Genomic DNA, 18,162 nt, shown 5'->3' with positions numbered 1-18,162 from the left:
CGGACGATGGGTGGGCGTGCGCCTCCTCCCGCTCCTCGCGGCCGCGACCCTCGCCGCGGCCGCCCTCCCCGCCACCGCCTCCGCCGAGGGGTGGTTCGGGCCGCAGCCCGTCGCCCCCTCCGACGCCCACACGGCGGACCTCGCCGTCGACCACCAGGGCGGCGCGGTCCTCGTCTACGCGCGCAGCGGCGCCAACGTCGAGGCCTCCTTCCGCCCGCCGGGCGGCACGTTCGGCCCGGCACAGGTCCTGACCACATCCGGCATCAACCCCGACGTCGCGATGGCCGCGGACGGCACCGCCGTCGTCACGTGGGCGAGCTCCGCGCCGACGATCGACGCGACGGTCCAGGCGGCCGTGCGCGCGCCGGGCCAGGGCTTCGGACCGGCACAGACGGTGGCCACCGCCGCGACGGCCGAGCCGCAGGTGGTCATGAACCGGCGCGGCGACGCCGCCGTGCTCTTCTCCTCGAGCACCGGCATCGCCGCGGTGCGCCGCGCGCCCGGCGGCAGCTTCGAGGCACCGGTCGCGCTGGGGGCGGGCAGCTTCGTCCACTCCGCCAGCGGCCTCGACGGCGACGGCGACCTCACCACCGTCTGGGAGCGCTTCGCCGTCGTCGGCGGCGGCTCGAGCGGCGCGGGCGACTTCCGCATCGAGGCCGCCGACCTGCCCCGCGCGGCGAGCGCCTGGTCGGCGGTCGACACGCTGGCCACCGGCGACGCCCAGCTCCCCCGGCTCAGCGTCGGAGAGGACGGCACCGCCGTCGCGACGGTCCTGGGCGCCACGCCGCTGCGCACCATCACGCGGCCCGCAGGCGGCGCCTGGGGCTCGATGGTCCCCGCCATCGACGGCTTCGGGACCCTCGACGTGGACGACGCGGGCGTCGCACACCTGGTGTGGCACGACGACGCCGCCGGGACCGTCCTGCGCCGCACGCGCCTGGCCAACGGCACGGCCGGCCCGGCCCAGCAGCTCGGGACCGAGATGACCGGCACCTTCGACGGCCGTGCGATCGGCCTGCCCGACGGCCGCGAGCTCTCGGTCTGGCAGTTCACGACCAACGCCTTCCTCGGCCAGCCGATCAACGCCCCGCGCGCGACGATGCGCGCGGCCGACGGCACGCTCGAGACCACCGTCCTCGGCATGCCGGGCACGAACGTCAGCCTCCACCCCGAGGTCGCCCGCAACGGCAAGGCCGTCGTCCTCGGCGAGTCGGTCAGCGGCGGCAGCCCCGTCGCGTGGGTGCGCGACGACGCCTGGCCGGCGGAGCCCGATCGCGTGGTGCAGCCCCAGACCCCGCAGAGCAAGGGCGGGTCGCCCGTCCAGCAGCGCCCCGTGGACCGCACGCCGCCGGCGCTCGAGCCGACCGCGGCCAAGCGGCTGAAGCTCGGCGCGACGTCGGTGAAGCTGCGCCTGACCTGCTCGGAGGCGTGCCTCGTCCAGGTCACGGGCGACGTCGACCCGAAGGGCAAGGCGCGCAAGGTCAAGCTCAAGGGCCGCAGCGTCGGCGTCGCGGCCGGGACCGCGACGACCGTCAAGGTGGCGCTGCCCAAGAAGGTGCGCAGCGCGCTGCGCCGCGCCGGCGGCGGGGTCGTGCGCCTGCGGACCGTCGCGGTCGACGCCGCCGGCAACCGGACGTCGCCCACCACGGTCAAGGTCACCGTCGCCCGCTGAGGCACCCGATCAGAGCGGGTCGCGACTGACCGGGCAGGTCAGGCACCGCGGCCCGCCCCTCCCCGCCGCGAGCGCCGCGCCCGGGACGGCGACGACCGTCACGCCCGCCGCCTCGAGCCGGGCGTTGGCGCGCACGTTGTCGGCGTAGGCGACGACCGTGCGCGGCGCGAGGGCGACGACGTTGCACCCGTGGTCCCAGGGTCGCCCGTGGCCGTCGGGCTCGGCGGCGATCTCGACGAGCTGCGCTGCGTGGCCGCCGGCCAGCCAGCGGTAGGCGTCGTCGATCGCCGACGGCGTCACGCCCGACGGCGTCCAGCGCCACACGTGGGCCTGCAGGCGGTCGCGCACCGGCGCCCACACCGCGAAGGCGTCGACGTCCAGCGCCGTGAGGACGAGGTCCAGGTGGAAGCCCGCGCCCGCCGGGACCCGCAACGTCAGCAGCTCCGTCGCCCCGCCGCCCTCGAGCAGGGCCTCCGCCAGCGCCCGCGCGCCGGCCTCGGTCGTGCGCTCCCCGACGCCGACCGCGACACGTCCCGCCGCCGGCACGAGCACGTCGCCGCCCTCGACGACGGGCCGCGGCGCCCCGGCGGGCGTCCACGACCGCGACGTCTCGGCGAGGCGCGGGTGCTCGGTGAAGACGCGCGCGAGGAGCTCGGGCTCGTCGTGGCGCTGGCCGGTCGCCATCTCGCCGGCGACCCAGCCGTCGCCCACCCAGAACGCCGGGTCGCGCGTGTAGAGGAGGTTGGGCATCGCGCCGATCGCCCGCCGGGCGTCCCCGGTGCCCAGGACGTCGGCGGCCAGCGCGGCGACCTCGAGGACCTCGGCGCCGCCGTCGCGCAGCGCGGCGGTCAGCGCGTCGTGCTCGGCCGCCGCCTGCGCGGCGTCCATCGCCGCGCCGAACAGCGCCGCCTCGGGATGCTCCGGGTCGACGTGGGCCAGCTCGTCGCCGGGCCGGTGGACCAGGACGGTCCGCAGCCGGCCGACCTCGGAGTCGACCCGCGGCGCGGCGCTCACCCGAGGCCGTACATGTCGCGCGCGTAGTCGCGGACCATCCGCGTGGCGCTGAAGCGCGGGCCGTTGGTCTTGAGCGAGTTGCGCACCAGCTGCAGCCACTCGCGCGGCAGGCCCTGCGCGTCGCGGCGGTGGAACATCGGCGCGACCTCCCCGCCGAGCACGTCGAGCATGGCGCCGGCATCGCGCCAGTCGCGCGCGCCCTGGTCGCCGTGCTCGACCGAGCCGTCCAGGCCCCAGCCGTTGGAGCCGTCGAACGCCTCCGCCCACCAGCCGTCGAGGACGGAGACGTTGAGCCCGCCGTTGGCCGCCGACTTCATGCCGCTGGTGCCCGAGGCCTCGAGCGGCGGGCGGGGGACGTTGAGCCACACGTCGCAGCCCTGGGTGAGCGCCGCGCCCAGCGCGACGTCGTAGTCGTCGAGGAAGACGACGCGCTCGGCGACGCGCGGGTCCTGCTTGAGCTCGAAGACGCCCTGCAGCGTGCGCTTGGCCTCCTCGTCGCGCGGGTGCGCCTTGCCCGCGATGAGCAGCTGGACCGGGTGCTCGCCCCCCAGCAGCGCCAGGGCCCGCTCGCGGTCGGCGACGAGCAGGCCGATGCGCTTGTAGGTCGCGATGCGCCGGGCGAAGCCGAGGGTCAGGACGTCGGGGTCCAGGGAGCGTTCGGCCGCCGCGACGTACGCGCGCTGGTCGCCGCGTACGAGCCGGTCACGCGCGCCGCGCTCGCGGGCCAGGGCGATGAGCTGCGCGCGCTGCGCGTTGCGCACCGCCCACAGCTCCTCGTCGGGGACGTCGTCGAGCGCCTGCCACGTCGCCGGGTCGTCGGCGCGGGCCGTCCAGCCCTCCCCGAAGGTCCGGTCGAGCAGGGCGCGCATGGGCCTGCCGAGCCACGTCGGGAGGTGCACGCCGTTGGTGACGTGGCCGATGGGGACGTCGGCCTCCTCGCGGTCGGGCCAGACGCCGCGCCACATCCCGCGGCTCACGTGGCCGTGGCGCTCGGCGACGCCGTTGGCCGCGCGGCTCGTGCGCAGGGCCAGCTGGGTGACGCCGAGCGGCTCCTGCTCGTCGTCGGGCGTCGTGCGGCCCAGGCGCACGAGCTGCTCGGGCGCGATGCCCGCCTGCTCGCAGAGCCGGCCGAGCTGCTCGGCGACCTGGTGGGGCGGGTAGGTGTCGTTGCCCGCCGGCACCGGGGTGTGCGTCGTGAAGATCGTCTTCGCGCGGGCCCGCGCGAGCGCCTCCTGCGGGTCGGCGCCCGCCTCGCGCTCGACGCACGCGAGCTCGAGGGCGGCGAGCGCGGCATGGCCCTCGTTGAGGTGGACGACGGCCGGGTCGATGCCCACCGCGCGCAGCGCGCGCACGCCGCCGGCGCCCAGCAGCGCGTACTGGGCCAGGCGCGTCTCGGGGTCGCCGTCGTAGAGGCGCGCGGTCGTCCAGCGGCCGATCGCGTCGTTCTCGGGACGGTCGGCGTCGAGCAGCAGCAGCGGCACGCGGCCGACGTCGACGCGCCAGAGCTGGGCGACGACCTCGCGGTCCCCGACGGGCACCGAGACGAGGACGGGCTTGCCGTCGCCCCCGGTGACGAGCGCCATCGGCAGCGCGTCGGGCTGCGCGGTCGACCACCAGTCGTGCTGCCAGCCCGAGGCGTCGGTGCGCTGGTGCGCCGCGCCCTGGCGGTAGAGGAGCCCGACGCCCACCATCGGCAGGGCGAGGTCGGAGGCCTCCTTGAGGATGTCGCCGGCCAGCACGCCGAGGCCGCCGCCGTAGCCGGGCAGCGAGCGGTGCAGCGCGAACTCCGCGCAGAAGTACGCGACGCCACCGGAGGCGACGGGCCGCGGCGGGCCTTCGACGCGGGCCTCGAGCGCCGCGGCGCGCCCGACGAGCGCCTCGTCTGCCGCGGCGGCGCGCAGGTTGGCGAGCCGGACCTCGCGCAGGAGCCGGACGGGGTTGTGGCCGACGGCCTCCCAGAGACTCGGCGCGATCGCCGCGAAGGTCGGGGGCCCGTCGGGGTCCCAGGACCAGCGCAGGTCGTAGGCCACGCGCGCGAGCGGGCGCAGCGGACCGGGCAGTCGCTCAGCGAGGTCGGCGACCTCGGCCGCGAGGTCCGCGGCGCCGGCGTCGGACGTCGTCGTCGCGTGCGTCATCCCCACCCCTGTCCCCCACGAGCGGGTGAGCGACACGCGGTGCTAAGCTCGACGAAGAAGCGGACCGCAGTCCGCATCGAACGAGACGAGGTGACGGCAGTGCACGAGAAGCGCATCGGGTTCCTCTCCTTCGGCCACTGGCAGCCGGGCGGCATCAGCCGCACGCCCACGGCCCAGGAGGCGCTCACGCAGTCCATCGAGCTGGCGGTGGCGGCCGAGGAGCTCGGCGTCGACGGCGCGTTCGTCCGCGTCCACCACTTCGCGCGCCAGCTCAGCGCGCCGTTCCCCCTGCTCAGCGCGATGGCCGCCCGCACCTCGCGCATCGAGCTCGGCACCGGCGTGATCGACATGCGCTACGAGAACCCGCTCTACATGGCCGAGGAGGCCGCCGTCGCCGACCTCATCAGCGCCGGCCGGCTGCAGCTCGGCGTGAGCCGCGGCTCGCCCGAGCCGGCGTGGAAGGGCGCCGAGGCGTTCGGCTACGTCCCGCCGGAGGGCCTCGACGCCGGCGAGCTCGCGCGCCAGAAGACCAAGCTCTTCCGCGCGGCGATCGAAGGCGCCGGCGTGGTGCACGCCGACGCGGGCGGCCAGCCCTCCGAGGGCATGCTGCCGATCCAGCCGCAGGCCCCCGGCCTGGCCGACCGCATCTGGTGGGGCTCGGGCACCCGGGCGACCGCCGCGTGGGCCGGCCAGCAGGGCATGAACCTCATGAGCTCGACGCTCCTCGTCGAGGACACGGGCGTCCCGTTCGACCAGCTCCAGGCCGAGCAGATCGCGGTCTTCCGCGACGCGTGGCTGGCCGCCGGCCACGAGCGCGAGCCGCGCGTCTCGGTCAGCCGCAGCGTCATCCCGATCACCAGCGACCTCGACCGCCGCCTCTTCGGCCGCGACTCCAACGCCGACCAGGTCGGGATCCTCGAGGGCACCGTCTCGCGATTCGGCCGCACCTACACCGGCGAGCCGGACAAGATCGCGCAGGAGCTCGCCCAGGACGTCGCGGTCCGCGAGGCCGACACCCTCCTGCTCACGGTCCCGAACCAGCTCGGCGTCGACTACAACGCCCACCTGCTCGAGACGATCGTGCGCGACGTCGCACCCGCGATCGGCTGGGCGCCGAAGACCGCCGCCGCCTAGCCGCTCCCACAGGGCGACGGCGGCCACCGTCGTTGCCCTCCAACGGTGAGCGGCCCGGCGAGTTTCGACACGCCAGGCCCGGGCAGCGCCCGGAGGTGCGCAGCGCCGGCGCCCCCGACATGCAGCAGCATCAGGCGCGCCTGCTCGACCTCGTCGACGACGGCGTGGTGGGGACCGACGCCGACTTCCGCATCACCCACTGGAACCCCGGTGCGGAGCAGCTGTACGGCTTCGCCGCCGCCGACGTGCTCGGCCGGCCCGCGAACGAGGTCGCGACCTTCAGGGGCGACGACCAGCGCGAGCGCCTCGAACGCGAGCTCCTGGAGCACGGACGGTCGCGCACCGAGCTGACCGCGGTCCGCGGGGACGGGATGCCCATCGAGGTCGAGGCCGTGGTCTCCGCGATCCACGACGACGCGGGCGAGCTCTGCGGCTACGTGGGGATCCACCGCGACGTGACCGAGCGCCGCCGGGTCGCCCGGCGCCTCGAGCAGCTGTCGGCGGTGGTCGCGGACTCGCAGGACGCCGTCTGCTTCGCCGACCTCGACGGACGCGTCGCCTTCGTCAACGACGCGGGTCTCCGGCTTCTCGGCCTGCACGACCTGTCCCAGGCCGACGGCCGCGACGTGGCCGACCTCTTCGCCGAGCACGACCGCCCGCGGGTGCGCGACGAGCTCCTGCCGGACGTCATGCGCGGGGACCGCCGGACCGAGCAGCTGGACCTGCACGACTTCGCCGGAGGTCCGCCGGTCCCGGTCTCGTGCCAGGCCTTCCGCGTCGACGACCGGGCGAGCGCGCGCCCCTTGGGCATCGCGACGGTCTCGCGCGACCTGCGCCCGTCGCTGCGTCAGGACGAGCTGCTGCGTGAGTCCCGGCGGCGGACCACCGCGGTCCTCGAGAGCGTGACCGACCCACTGCTCGGCCTCGACGGCGACCTCCGGCTGACCTTCCTCAACGCGGGGGCGGCCCGGCTCATCGCCCGGCTGCGGGGCGAGCAGCCGCGCCACGAGCCGCTCATCGGCGCCCATGCGCTGACCGTGCTCCCCGCGCTGCTCGGGGCGCCGGTCGAGCGCGCCGCCGCCGCGGCGCAGGCCGAGCGGCGGGCCGTCGACGCGGGCCGCCATCGCGACGAGGTCGGCGGGTGGTGGCAGGTCCGGGTCCACCCCGCAGACGACGGCGTGTCGGTGCTCCTGCGCGACGTGAGCGACTGGCACGCCGCCGAGGAGGCTGGCGCCCGTCGCGTCGAGCAGCAGGCGGTCGTGGCCCGGCTCGGCGCCCGCTCAGGGCGGACCGACGACCTGGGACGGTTCCTCGACGACGCCGTCCGCCGCATCGGCCGGGCGGTGGGCGCCACCTTCGCGCTGTTCGCCGAGCGCTCGCCGGTCGGTGACCGGCTGCTCCTCCGTGCCGGTGCCGGCTTCGAGCACGAGGGCGCGATGGTCGTCGGGACGACGGACGCCGGCGACCTGTTCGGTCGCGCGCTGGCCGACGGCGCCGTCGTCGTCGACGACGTCCTCGCGGCCGGCGTCGACGTGGCGCCGGCCCTGCGCTCGCACCGGCCAGCCGCCGGCGCGATCGTGCCGGTCGCGGGGCAGGACGAGGTCTTCGGCGCGCTCGGCGTCTTCTCGCACGCCGGCCCGCGCCTCGCCCCGCCCGACGTGACGTACCTCCAGGCCGCCGCGCACGCGCTGGCGGCCGCCATCGAGCGCTCGCGCACGTCGCGGCGGCTCGAGCAGACGCGCGACGCCGAGCGCCGGCGCATGGCCCGCGCACTGCACGACGAGGCCCTGCAGGATGCGCGGTACGCGCTGGCCCGCGCCGAGGACCCACCGGCCGGGTCACAGCGTGACGACCTCCTCGTCGACGCCCTGACGCGGATCGGCGGTGCCCTGAGCAGCGCCGTCTACGACCTGCGCCTCGCCGAGGAGGACCGCCCGCTCGAGGACCTGCTCGCGGAGCTCGTCGAGCTGCACCGCCGCATGGCGCCCGACCTGCAGGTCGACCTGCAGGTGGCCGGGATGCCCGAGCGACCGCCGCGGCGCACGAGCGACGACCTCCTGCACATCGTCGGCGAGGCGCTGACCAACGTCCGCCGCCATGCCGACGCCCACCGCGTCAGGGTGCGGACGTGGACGACCGGCGGGCAGCTGTGGTGCGACGTCACCGACGACGGGCGGGGCGTGGACGCCCACGCGGTGTCGGGCAACGGGATCGCCGGCATGCACGAGCGCGCGGCCCGGCACGGCGGCCAGGTCACGGTCCGGACGCCCGCGGCGGGCGGCACCGCCGTGGGGGTCCGGCTGCCGCTGACGTCCTCGCCGGCGACCCCCGCCCCCATCCGCGTGCTCCTCGTCGAGGACCACGCGGCGGTGCGCGAGGCGATCGCCGCAGCACTGCGCAGCGAGCCGGACTTCGACGTGGTGGGCGAGGCGGCCACCCTCGCCGAGGCCCGCGGCCTGCTCGACGGCGTCGACGTGGCCGTGGTCGACCTGGGACTCCCTGACGGCGACGGCACCGACCTGATCGCGGAGCTGCGCGACGCCGAGCCCGGAGCGCACGCGCTGGTGCTCAGCGCCGGGCTGGACCGCGTGGTCCTCGCGCGCGCGGTGGAGCGCGGCGCCGCCGGCGCGCTGCCGAAGACGACCAGCCTGCCCGACGTCCTCGACGCGGTCCGGCGGGTCCGCGCCGGCGAGACGCTGCTGCCGCTCGACGAGGTCGTGGAGCTGCTGCGGTTCGCCAGTCGCGAACGCGAGCGCGAGCTCCTGGACCGCCGGGCGATCGAGAGCCTGACGCCGCGCGAGCGCGAGATCCTGCAGCTGATCGCCGACGGCTGCGACAGCCATGGCGCCGCGGCGCGGCTGCACATCTCCGTGCGCACCCAGCGCAACCACGTCGCGAGCATCCTCGCCAAGCTGGGCGTGCACTCCCAGCTGCAGGCGCTCATCTTCGCGCTGCGCTACCAGCTCGTCGAGCTCCGTCCAGCGGCAGGGTGACCAGGTCGGGCCCCGAGCCGAGGCCCTGCGCGTCCGCGGTCGACGCCGCGTCGACGTCGGCGTCGTCGTCGAAGTTGCGCGCCACGGCGGCCTCCAGCAGCTTGAGCTGACGCTCGAGCGGCGGCCGCCGGTCCTGCGGGGCGACGTCGAGCAGGTCGAGCAGCGCCGCGCGCAGCCGCCGCGCCGTCTGCGGGTTCTCCGCCGCCACGAGCCGCACCTCGTCGAACGAGAGGCGGACGTAGCCCGGCCACTGCAGCTCGCGGACGAGCAGGCGCGGGACGCCCGCCGCGTCGGCGTAGCTGCCCGACGGCAGCCGCCGGCGCAGGCGCAGGCAGTCGTGCAGGCGATCGATCGCCTGGACCGTCGTGGTCGGGTCGTCGAAGGGGTCCGCGCTGGCCCGCTCGGCGATGTCCACCAGCTTGCGGATCCCGTACGCCGGGTCGTGCTCGTGGGTGCGCTCGCTGGCCAGCCGGACGTGCCGCCGGACCACGTCGGGCGGCACCGCGCCGCCCTCCACCCGTGCCAGCGGCGCGCCCTTCGGCACGAAGTCGCCCATCATCGGGACGACCTCCACACGGGCGTCGGCCTCGCGCGCCGCCTCGACGAGGGCGTCGCGCTCGATCAGCACGACGGCGCCCGAGTCCCTGGCGTCGATCGTGTGGACCCCGGCGGCACCGTCGGCGGACGGCACGGCCTCGTCGTCGGGCGGGAAGCGTCGCTCGAGCTGGGCGCGCGTCTCGTCGCCGACGAGGTCGATGATCCCGCCGACCCGCAGGGACTGCGAGACCTGGTGGATGTAGACGAGCAGGCCGACCAGGCACGCCAGACCGAGCACGTAGGCGACCAGCACGGTGAGCCCCGGCACCTGGTTGCTCTGGTCGTCGACCTCGCGCATGGCGAGCATCGCGTAGGCGAAGGTCCCGAGGAAGACGCCGATCGCCGCCTGGTTGCGCCGATCGGCCTGCAGCGCCCGGACGATCCGCGGCGAGAACTGGCCCATGGCGAGCTGGACGGCGACCAGCGTGAGGCTCAGCACGACGGTCGCGAGGTTCAGGACGGCCTGGGCGAGCAGCGACAGGACCTGCTGGGCGGTCGACGCCGTCCCGACCACGGAGACCGGGACCAGGTCGTAGCCCGCCGCCCGGTCGATCGCCGACAGCCCCAGCGCCGCGGCGACGCCGGTGACGACGAGCAGCGCGGGAAGCACCCAGATGCGGTTCACGGCAGACCTCCAGGGGCCGGGGACGGGGACCGCGGAGGTTCCACGGCGCCACGCCGTGCGTCATGGGGACGGCTGCCCATCTTCGGCGAGGGCGTCGTGCCCGCTCGCACCGTGGGGCAGATCCCCCAGGCGAAGATGAGCCGGGCGGACCAGGTACGCGAGACCGTGCGCCGGCCACACCAGGAGGGACCAACCACCCCGACACGGAGGCCGCCATGAAGCCCCATGCCACCATCACGGTGCTGCGCCCGCGCGACGAGCTGCAGCGCCTGTGGAAGGACCCCGCCCTGCACCCCACGTCCCTCGACGAGGCCGAGGTGCGCTTCACCGCGGCGCCCGGAGACCGGGGGACCGAGATCCACGTCACGCTCGACTCCGAGACGCCGGGCGGCAAGGTCGGCGAGGTCGTCGACAAGGTCCGCGGCGTCCTGCCGCGGGCGAAGGCGATGGACGAGCTGCGCCGCTTCAAGCAGCTCGTCGAGACCGGCGTGGTCGTCCGCAGCGACGGGACGCCCGAGGGCGAGCTCGCCGAGCGCAAGCTCGACCAGCGCCCCGCCCAGCCGCTCGACGACGCCGAGCTCGCGGAGGTCGGGGTCTGATGCGCGCCAACGTGTGGTCGGGACGCAACACCGTCCAGGTGGAGAACGTCCCCGACCCGAAGCTCCTCAACGACCGCGACGCCATCGTCAAGATCACGACGACCGCGATCTGCGGCTCGGACCTGCACCTCTACGACGGCTACATCCCGACGATGGAGCAGGGCGACATCCTCGGGCACGAGTTCATGGGCGAGGTCGTCGAGGTCGGCAAGGGCGTCGGCAACCTCGCGGTCGGCGACCGCGTCGTCGTGCCGTTCCCGATCGCCTGCGGCAACTGCTGGGCGTGCAAGAACCAGCTGTACTCGGTCTGCGAGAACTCCAACCCGAACGCCGGGATGGCCGAGAAGATGTTCGGCCACTCGACGGCCGGGATCTTCGGCTACTCGCACCTGACCGGCGGCTACGCCGGCGGCCAGGCCGAGTACGCGCGCGTCCCGTTCGCCGACGTCGGCCCGATCAAGATCGAGGACGACCTGCCCGACGAGCAGGTCCTGTTCCTGTCGGACATCTTCCCGACGGGCTACATGGGCGCCGAGCTCTGCGACATCCAGGGCGGCGAGACGATCGCCGTCTTCGGTGCGGGGCCGGTCGGGCAGTTCGCGATCGCCAGCGCCGTGCTGCTCGGGGCCGAGCGCGTCATCGCGATCGACCAGTACGCCTACCGCCTCGAGATGGCGCGCAACAAGGCGGGAGCCACCGACGTCATCGACTTCGCCGAGGACGGCGACATCGTCGAGCAGCTCAAGGAGCTCACCGGCGGGCGCGGTCCCGACGCGGTCATCGACGCCGTCGGCATGGAGGCCTCGCACAGCCACGGCGTCGCCCACGCGATGGACCGCGTCAAGCAGGCCACGCGGAGCGAGACCGACCGCGGAGGCGCGCTGCGCGACGCGATCCTCGCCTGCCGCCCGGGCGGCATCGTGTCGGTCATCGGCGTCTACGGCGGGCTGATGGACAAGTTCCCCACCGGCGCGTTCATGAACAAGGGCCTGACGATGAGGACGGGGCAGTGCCACGTGCAGCGCTACCTCGAGCCGCTCTACGAGCACATCCGCAAGGGCGACATCGACCCGAGCTTCGTCGTCACCCACCGCCTCCCGCTCGGCGAGGCCCCCAACGGCTACGAGACCTTCAAGCACAAGCAGGACGAGTGCGTGAAGGTCGTCCTCAAGCCCTAGGAGCTGTGACCATGCCGTTTCCCCCCAGGCCCGTCGACGCCACCCTGCACGGGGTCGTCGACTACACCGCCGGCGCCACGCTGCTCACGGTGTTCCCGAAGCTCGCCGGCATCGAAGGCACGCGCTCGGCCGCGCAGATCCGCACGGCCGGGGCCATCCACGCCGGCTACAGCACGCTGACCGACTACCCGCTCGGGGCCGTGAAGGCGATCCCGTTCCAGGTCCACCTGGCGATGGACGCGATCGGCGCTCTGGCGCTGGCCGCGACCCCGTTCGTGACCGGGCAGTGGAAGCGCGGGCTCAAGCAGTGGCTGCCGCACGTCGGCCTCGCCGCGTTCGAGCTCGCGTCGCTCGCCATCACCGACCCGACGGGTCGCGGCGACTGGCACGGCGACGTCGAGGCCGTGCGGCGGTCCAACACCGAGGACCCCGCCCGGAAGATCCACGACGGGGGCCGCGCGGTCACCCCGGCCGCGGCCTGACCTCCGCGTCGGTCCCATCCCAGCAGCGCGAAGGCCCCGCCATCGGCGGGGCCTTCTGCGTCCGCGGGCTGTCGGTCGTCGCGACCGGCGCGCTACGCGTGCGCGCCGTTGCCGTTCTGCCCGGGCTTGAGCAGGACCTTCGTCCAGCCGTCGTGCCGGCAGTCGAAGTGCTTGTAGGCGTCCGGGGCCTCATCGAGCCCGAGGCGGTGCGAGACGATGAACGACGGCTCTGCCACGCCGGAGTGGATGAGGTTGCGCAGGTGGCGGTTGTAGCGCTTCACCGGACACTGTCCGGTCCCCATCTTCTGGCCCTTGAACCACATCATCCCGAAGTCGAAGGCGACCTTGCCCTCCTTCGCGAGGTCGTCGGCCCCGCCCGGGTCCTCCGGGACGTAGACGCCCACCACGCCGATGCCGCCGGTGAACCGCACCGACTGCACGAGCTTGTTGAGCGTGTCGTTGGGCCGCTCATGGCCCTGGTGGTCGTGCGCCTGGTAGCCCACGCACTCGCAGCCGCGGTGCGCGCCGAGGCCGTTGGTCTCCTCGAGCACGCGGTCGACGGGCGACTCCTTGGAGTCGTCGATCGCCACGGCGCCGATCGACTCGGCCAGCCGCAGCCGGTCGGGGTGCCGGTCGACCACCATGACCTTGCAGGCGCCCTTGAGCGTCGCGGAGTAGGCCGCCATCAGGCCGACCGGGCCGCCGCCGTAGACGACGATCGTCTCCCCCGCCTGCAGGCCGGCCATCTCGGTCGCGTGCCAGCCCGTCGGGAAGATGTCGGCGACCATCACGTAGTCGTCCTGCTTGTCCTCGGCGTCCTCCGGGAGCCGCAGGGCGTTGAAGTCCGCCCACGGCACCCGCAGCATCTCGGCCTGCCCGCCCTGCCAGGGGCCCATGTCGGCGAACCCGTAGGCGGCGCCGGCCATGTCCTCCATCGGCTGCGCCGTCAGGCAGTAGTTCGTGAGCCCTCTGGTGCAGTTCACGCAGAACCCGCACGCGATGTTGAAGGGCAGGCACACCCAGTCGCCGACCTGCAGGCGATGGACGCCCTCACCGACCTCCACGACCTGCCCGAGGTTCTCGTGGCCGAACACCCGCCCCTCCTCGAAGTCGGTCCGGCCTTCGTACATGTGCAGGTCCGACCCGCAGATGTTGGTCGTGGTGATCCGGACCAGGGCGTCGGTCGGCTGCTCGATGCGCGGGTCGTCGACCTCGCGGACCGCGACGTCGCGCGGCCCGTTGTAGACGACGGCCCTCATGCCGCTGCCGCTCCGGCCTTGCGCTGGGCGTGGGGTCCTTCGGCGAACTCCTCGACGACCTTCGCGCAGAACGCCGGCAGGTCGTCGGGGCTGCGACTGGAGACGAGCCCCTCGTCGACGACGACCTCCTCGTCCAGGACGGTGGCGCCGGCGTTGCGCAGGTCCGTGCGCACGCTCGGCCACGAGGTGATGCGCCGGCCCTCCACCACGCCCGCCTCCACGAGCGTCCACGGCCCGTGGCAGATGGTCCCGATCGGCTTGCCGCTCTCGAAGAACGCCCGGACGAAGCTCACGGCGTCCCCGTCCATGCGCAGCTGGTCCGGGTTCACCGTGCCGCCCGGCAGCAGCAGCGCGTCGTAGTCGTCGACCGACGCCTGGGACACCAGGCCGTCGACGCGGAACGTGCCCGCGTCCTCGAGGTCGTGGTCGCGCGCGGCGATCTCACCGTCGTGGATCGACAGCAGCTCGACGTCCGCGCCGGCGTCGACCACCGCGCTGCGCGGCTGCTCGAGCTCCACGCGCTCCACGCCGTCCGCCGCCAGGATCGCGACCTTCTTGCCCCTGAGCTCTCCGGCCATGTCCTGCTCCCTTCGTCGTAGGGCTGCGGCCCGCGTCAGCGGGTCGCAGCGGTCGACTCCAGTCTTGGACGCGGGCGCCCTGTCGTCATGGGGCGTGCGCTGGATCTTGCCGTGGGGCACACGCCCCACGCGCTGGTGGCGCTCAGCGCCGGCCGCGAGCGGCTGACCGGCCCGCCACGCGGACCGTCGTCGCGGTCGCGGCGCCGGTCGTGTCGGTCGTGGTCACGCGCACCAGGGCGGGCGCGGGGCGGCCCAGGCGCACGGTGAGCCGGACGCGGCGGGCGCCGTCGGCGGCGCGGACGCGCCTGCTCGCGCGAGCGGCGCCGCCGCGCACGGCGACCGAGCGCAGCGCGGGGGCGCCGGCCGGCGCCCGGACCGTGATGCGCAGGGTCCGGCCGCGCCGGCGCACCGCGGCGGTCGGCGCGGGGACCGCCGGCGCGGTGGTGAAGGCGCGGCCGTCGAGGTCCCAGGCGCGCTCGACCGCGACGCCGAGGCGGACGAAGACCGACGGCGCGAGGTCGACCACCCACAGCGGCCGCGCGGGCACGCGGGGGACCCCGAAGCCCGAGGCCAGGACGAAGGAGGTGCGCTCGAGGTCGGACCCGCCGCCGTGGCTGAAGGCCGACGGCGCGGCGAGGTCCTGCTGGCCGTGGTCGGTCGTCACGAGCACCGTCCACTGCTCGCCCGCGTAGGTCGGCCGGGCGCGGATGGCGTCGAGCAGCTGGCCGACGCGCCGGTCGAGGTCCCGGATCGCCTGCCGGTAGCGCGGCGTCGCCGAGCCGACGAGGTGGGCGGCCTCGTCGACGACGCCGAAGTACACGACGCTCGCATCCGGGCCGCGCTCACGCAGCTGGCGGGCGGCGACGTCGGCCACCTCCTGGTCGGCGGCGTCCCAGCCCTCGACGTCGTCGGGTGCGGCGATGGCGAACCCCGCGTCGACGGCGTCGCCGAAGATCGGGCCGCCGTTGCGGTGCAGGCCGAGGTTGGCCCAGTTGCTGGCCAGGAACGTGCTGAGCCGCGGGCGCTCGCGCTCGAGGCGGCTCAGGAGGTCCAGGTGGCCGTTCTTCGTCGCCTGCCCGGGGTCGTTGTTGAGCGCGTAGCCGCGCACGCCGTGCTTGGCGGGCCAGACGCCCGTGGCGATCGTCGTCCACCCGACCTCGCTGAGGGTCAGCGCGCCGGGCGGGCGGTACTGGAGCACCGAGGGCAGCGCGAAGCCGTCCTGTGCCAGGGCGCGCAGGTGCGGCGCCTCGCCGGCGTCCATGAGCCGCTGCACGAGGTCGAAGCGGGTGCCGTCGGTCCCGATGACCAGGACCTTCGCCGCGCTGGTGCCCGGGGGGACGTCGAGCGCCGGCGCCTGGGCGCGCGCGGGCGCGGCGAGGACCAGGAGGACCAGCGCGAGGAGGCCGACCCGCAGCATCGGGCCGATCCTCTCAGGCGCGTGGTCGCACCGCACGAGCGGGCAGACTGCTCGCCGTGGCCGAGCAGACTGCTGTGCGCGCCGTCGCCCACGGGCGGGTCCAGGGCGTGGGGTTCCGCGACTTCGTCGTGCAGCACGCCGCAGGGCTCGGGGTCCTGGGCTGGGTGGTCAACCAGGAGGACCGGACCGTGCTCGTGCACGCCGAGGGCGAGGACGAGGGCGTGCAGCAGCTCGTCGAGCTCCTGCACGACGGGCCGCCCGCCGCGCAGGTCGACGGGGTCACGGTGGAGCGCGTCGACGTCGAGGGCCACGAGCAGTTCGCGGTGCGCGGCGTGCCCGCGGGGCGCTTCGCGGTGCACGAGCTCGACGTCCCCGGCGGCGGCTTCGAGCTGCGCCTGGAGGTCGGCGACCGCGAGTGGGCGTGGGCGCTGCGCAAGACGCCGTCGCTCGCGCCGGCGGACAAGCGCCTGGCGGTGGAGCTCGAGCGCCCGAACACCGACGTGCCGTCGTCGGTCTGGGACGAGGGGCTCTACGAGCAGCGTGGCCGCGTGCCGTGGCCGGCGGCGCTCGAGCGCGGCCACGCGATGGTCGAGCTGCACGGCGAGCGGCTGCGCGGGGGCTTCGCGCTGCAGCGCACGAAGCCCGGGGTGCGCCCGCAGTGGCTGCTCGTCAAGCGCCGCGACGTGCACGCCGAGGGCTAGTCCCCCGCCGGCAGCCCGAGCCGGATCGGGCCACGCGCGTCCAGCGCGTCGACCGGCTCCCCGCGCTGCGTCACGGCGATCTCCCCGCGCCGGGCCATCGCCGCCGCCGCTTCGCGCACGGCGGGCATGAGCGGGCGCCAGCGCTCGTCCCCGTCGCCCCCGACGGCCCGCGCGACCTCGGAGGGGCACACGGTCCTCCCCGCGCCGCGACGCTCGACGTGCTCGCGGATCACCGCCTCGAGGTCCACGTGGGAGGCGTACCCGGGCGGGCGTACCCTCACGGTGTGGCGGTCTCGTCTCCGGCGCGCTTGGTCGTGGAGGTCCCCGACGGCGGACCCGCGATCCCGCCCGCGGCCGGGACGGTCGCGCTCGCGCTGCGGCCCGACCTGCGCGAGGCGCTGCTGCGGGTGCCGGCGGCCGCGGCGGCGGGCGGACCGTGCCCGCTGGTGGTCCTGCTGCACGGCGCGGGCGGCACGGCCCGGCGCGCCATCGGCATGCTCGGCGCGGCGGGCGAGGAGGCGCCCCTGCTGCTCCTGGCCATCGACGCCCACGACGCCACCTGGGACGTCGTCCGCGGCGGCTTCGGCCCCGACGTCGCGTTCCTCGGCGCGGCCCTCAGCGAGGTCTTCGCCACCTGCCCGGTGGACCGCGAGCGGGTGGTCCTGGGCGGCTTCTCGGACGGCGCGTCGTACGCCCTGTCGCTCGGGCTGGCCAACGGCGACCTGCTCACCCACCTCCTCGCCTTCTCCCCGGGCTTCGCCGTCCCGCCGGCGACGGTCGGCCGCCCGCGGGTCTTCGTCTCGCACGGCACCGGCGACGCGGTCCTCCCGATCGACCGCTGCAGCCGGCGGATCGTGCCGCAGCTGCGCGCGGCCGGCCACGACGTCGCCTTCCACGAGTTCGCCGGCGGGCACGAGGTGCCCCAGGACGTCGTGGGCGCCGCGCTGGACTGGGTGCGCACGTAGACCGTCGGACCTCCGGCTGGTAGACCACGCCGATGGCGGCCGCCCCGCCCTTCGACATCGAGGTCCCGCCCGAGCGCGTCGAGCCCACGCCCCGGTGGGTGCGCGTGCGCGCCGGCGACCGGTGGGTGGCCGACAGCCGCAGCGCCCTGCTGCACGTCCGCTACGGCCCCGGCGTCCTGCCGACCTACTGCTTCGCACCCGAGGACGTCGACCTCGAGGCGGTCGCCGCGCTGCCGCCCGGCGCCGCCCGGCGCCTGAGCGTCGCCGACGGCGCGCCCGCCGAGCTCGACGGGCACTGGACGTTCACGTGGGACGGGACGGTGCGGTGGTTCGAGGAGGCCGAGGAGGTCGTCGTCCACGCCCGCGACCCGCGACACCGCGTCGACGTCGTGCCCAGTGAGCGCCACGTCGTCGTCGCCCACGAGGGCGAGGTCCTGGCCGACTCCCGCCGCCCGCACGCGCTGTTCGAGACGACGCTGCCCACGCGGTGGTACCTGCCACCGCAGGACGTCCGGCTCGACCTGCTCGAGCCGTCGACGACCGTCTCGCGCTGCCCGTTCAAGGGCACCGCGCGGTTCCTGCGCCACGGCGGGCGCGACCTCGCCTGGGTCTACGACGAGCCGATCCCCGAGTGCCCGAAGGTCGCCGGCCTGGTCTGCTTCTTCGACGAGCACGTCGACCTCGCGATCGACGGCGAGCGCCAGCGGCGGCCGGTCACGCCCTGGACGTCTGACCCGACGGGCTAGGGCTCGCACGGCGGCTCGGCGATCGTCGAGCGCAACGTCACGCGGACGGTGACCGCCCGCCGGCGGT

General features: G+C 75.3%; 16 protein-coding genes. 9 read left to right on the top strand and 7 right to left on the bottom strand.

Annotated elements, in window-relative coordinates; genetic code table 11:
- The first annotated feature begins 16 nt into the window (after positions 1-16).
- On the top strand, positions 17-1,672 hold the full coding sequence (locus tag JUB12_RS18350; RefSeq protein ID WP_205696879.1) for a hypothetical protein: 1,656 nt from the start codon (positions 17-19) through the stop codon (positions 1,670-1,672).
- 9 nt (positions 1,673-1,681) lie between these two features.
- Here JUB12_RS18350 and JUB12_RS18345 read toward each other — a convergent pair whose 3' ends face one another.
- Together JUB12_RS18345 and glgP are read right to left on the bottom strand one after the other, a co-directional pair.
- Positions 1,682-2,686: an arginine deiminase family protein gene (locus JUB12_RS18345; protein WP_205696878.1), complete on the bottom strand. Its 1,005-nt coding sequence runs from the start codon at positions 2,684-2,686 to the stop codon at positions 1,682-1,684.
- Positions 2,683-4,821 carry an alpha-glucan family phosphorylase gene (glgP, locus tag JUB12_RS18340; RefSeq protein ID WP_205696877.1) on the bottom strand — a complete coding sequence of 713 codons (2,139 nt, stop codon included), beginning with the start codon at positions 4,819-4,821 and terminating at the stop codon, positions 2,683-2,685. Before glgP ends, JUB12_RS18345 begins: the two co-directional genes overlap by 4 nt.
- Before the next feature lie 99 nt (positions 4,822-4,920).
- Between glgP and JUB12_RS18335 the strand changes: the two genes are divergently transcribed.
- Positions 4,921-5,955: an LLM class flavin-dependent oxidoreductase gene (locus tag JUB12_RS18335; protein WP_205696876.1), complete on the top strand. Its 1,035-nt coding sequence runs from the start codon at positions 4,921-4,923 to the stop codon at positions 5,953-5,955.
- A gap of 119 nt (positions 5,956-6,074) precedes the next feature.
- The gene (locus JUB12_RS18330; RefSeq protein ID WP_205696875.1) at positions 6,075-8,948 is read left to right on the top strand and encodes a PAS domain-containing protein; all 2,874 of its coding nucleotides are present in this window, start codon (positions 6,075-6,077) and stop codon (positions 8,946-8,948) included.
- Here JUB12_RS18330 and JUB12_RS18325 read toward each other — a convergent pair.
- Positions 8,896-10,170, bottom strand: coding sequence for a DUF2254 domain-containing protein (locus JUB12_RS18325; RefSeq protein WP_205696874.1), 1,275 nt, complete (start codon positions 10,168-10,170; stop codon positions 8,896-8,898). The two genes, JUB12_RS18330 and JUB12_RS18325, sit on opposite strands and share 53 nt — an antisense overlap.
- A 215-nt stretch (positions 10,171-10,385) precedes the next feature.
- Here JUB12_RS18325 and JUB12_RS18320 point away from each other — a divergent pair, with 215 nt between their 5' ends.
- The 3 genes from JUB12_RS18320 to JUB12_RS18310 are packed head-to-tail and all read left to right on the top strand — an operon-like array spanning position 10,386 to position 12,429.
- The gene (locus JUB12_RS18320; protein ID WP_205696873.1) at positions 10,386-10,769 is read left to right on the top strand and encodes a hypothetical protein; all 384 of its coding nucleotides are present in this window, start codon (positions 10,386-10,388) and stop codon (positions 10,767-10,769) included.
- Entirely contained in the window at positions 10,769-11,947 is a 1,179-nt protein-coding gene (locus JUB12_RS18315; protein ID WP_205696872.1) for a zinc-dependent alcohol dehydrogenase, read from the top strand. Before JUB12_RS18320 ends, JUB12_RS18315 begins: the two co-directional genes overlap by 1 nt.
- 11 nt (positions 11,948-11,958) lie before the next feature.
- Positions 11,959-12,429 carry a hypothetical protein gene (locus tag JUB12_RS18310; protein ID WP_205696871.1) on the top strand — a complete coding sequence of 157 codons (471 nt, stop codon included), beginning with the start codon at positions 11,959-11,961 and terminating at the stop codon, positions 12,427-12,429.
- 92 nt (positions 12,430-12,521) lie between these two features.
- Here JUB12_RS18310 and JUB12_RS18305 read toward each other — a convergent pair whose 3' ends face one another.
- From JUB12_RS18305 to JUB12_RS18295, 3 genes are all read right to left on the bottom strand, one after another.
- Positions 12,522-13,688, bottom strand: a complete 1,167-nt coding sequence (locus tag JUB12_RS18305; protein WP_205696870.1) for a glutathione-independent formaldehyde dehydrogenase — start codon at positions 13,686-13,688, stop codon at positions 12,522-12,524.
- Complete coding sequence (locus tag JUB12_RS18300) at positions 13,685-14,266, bottom strand: type 1 glutamine amidotransferase domain-containing protein (RefSeq protein ID WP_205696869.1); 582 nt, start codon at positions 14,264-14,266, stop codon at positions 13,685-13,687. Before JUB12_RS18300 ends, JUB12_RS18305 begins: the two co-directional genes overlap by 4 nt.
- Positions 14,267-14,408: 142 nt before the next feature.
- On the bottom strand, positions 14,409-15,683 hold the full coding sequence (locus tag JUB12_RS18295; RefSeq protein ID WP_205696868.1) for an alkaline phosphatase family protein: 1,275 nt from the start codon (positions 15,681-15,683) through the stop codon (positions 14,409-14,411).
- A 56-nt stretch (positions 15,684-15,739) separates the two neighbouring features.
- Here JUB12_RS18295 and JUB12_RS18290 point away from each other — a divergent pair, with 56 nt between their 5' ends.
- Positions 15,740-16,384, top strand: a complete 645-nt coding sequence (locus JUB12_RS18290) for an acylphosphatase (protein ID WP_205696867.1) — start codon at positions 15,740-15,742, stop codon at positions 16,382-16,384.
- Here the strand turns inward: JUB12_RS18290 and JUB12_RS18285 are convergent.
- Positions 16,381-16,665 carry a DUF3253 domain-containing protein gene (locus JUB12_RS18285; protein WP_241004317.1) on the bottom strand — a complete coding sequence of 95 codons (285 nt, stop codon included), beginning with the start codon at positions 16,663-16,665 and terminating at the stop codon, positions 16,381-16,383. The two genes, JUB12_RS18290 and JUB12_RS18285, sit on opposite strands and share 4 nt — an antisense overlap.
- Positions 16,666-16,668: 3 nt before the next feature.
- Between JUB12_RS18285 and JUB12_RS18280 the strand changes: the two genes are divergently transcribed.
- Both JUB12_RS18280 and JUB12_RS18275 read left to right on the top strand, forming a co-directional pair.
- On the top strand, positions 16,669-17,349 hold the full coding sequence (locus JUB12_RS18280) for an alpha/beta hydrolase (protein WP_205696866.1): 681 nt from the start codon (positions 16,669-16,671) through the stop codon (positions 17,347-17,349).
- Positions 17,350-17,381: 32 nt separating this feature from the next.
- Positions 17,382-18,095, top strand: coding sequence for a DUF427 domain-containing protein (locus tag JUB12_RS18275; protein WP_205696865.1), 714 nt, complete (start codon positions 17,382-17,384; stop codon positions 18,093-18,095).
- The last annotated feature ends 67 nt before the right edge of the window (positions 18,096-18,162 follow it).

This window comes from Conexibacter sp. SYSU D00693, from assembly GCF_017084525.1.
In the GTDB taxonomy this organism is placed as follows: Bacteria; Actinomycetota; Thermoleophilia; order Solirubrobacterales; family Solirubrobacteraceae; genus Baekduia.
This window is presented reverse-complemented; position numbering and strand designations above follow the sequence as displayed.

Bases quoted from the DNA above. Each gene is read 5' to 3' on its own strand.
- JUB12_RS18305 (WP_205696870.1), bottom strand. From the start codon at position 13,688: ATGAGGGCCGTCGTCTACAACGGGCCGCGCGACGTCGCGGTCCGCGAG.
- JUB12_RS18295 (WP_205696868.1), bottom strand. From the start codon at position 15,683: ATGCTGCGGGTCGGCCTCCTCGCGCTGGTCCTCCTGGTCCTCGCCGCG.
- JUB12_RS18315 (WP_205696872.1), top strand. From the start codon at position 10,769: ATGCGCGCCAACGTGTGGTCGGGACGCAACACCGTCCAGGTGGAGAAC.
- JUB12_RS18310 (WP_205696871.1), top strand. From the start codon at position 11,959: ATGCCGTTTCCCCCCAGGCCCGTCGACGCCACCCTGCACGGGGTCGTC.
- JUB12_RS18300 (WP_205696869.1), bottom strand. From the start codon at position 14,266: ATGGCCGGAGAGCTCAGGGGCAAGAAGGTCGCGATCCTGGCGGCGGAC.
- JUB12_RS18330 (WP_205696875.1), top strand. From the start codon at position 6,075: ATGCAGCAGCATCAGGCGCGCCTGCTCGACCTCGTCGACGACGGCGTG.
- glgP (WP_205696877.1), bottom strand. From the start codon at position 4,821: ATGACGCACGCGACGACGACGTCCGACGCCGGCGCCGCGGACCTCGCG.
- JUB12_RS18275 (WP_205696865.1), top strand. From the start codon at position 17,382: ATGGCGGCCGCCCCGCCCTTCGACATCGAGGTCCCGCCCGAGCGCGTC.
- JUB12_RS18320 (WP_205696873.1), top strand. From the start codon at position 10,386: ATGAAGCCCCATGCCACCATCACGGTGCTGCGCCCGCGCGACGAGCTG.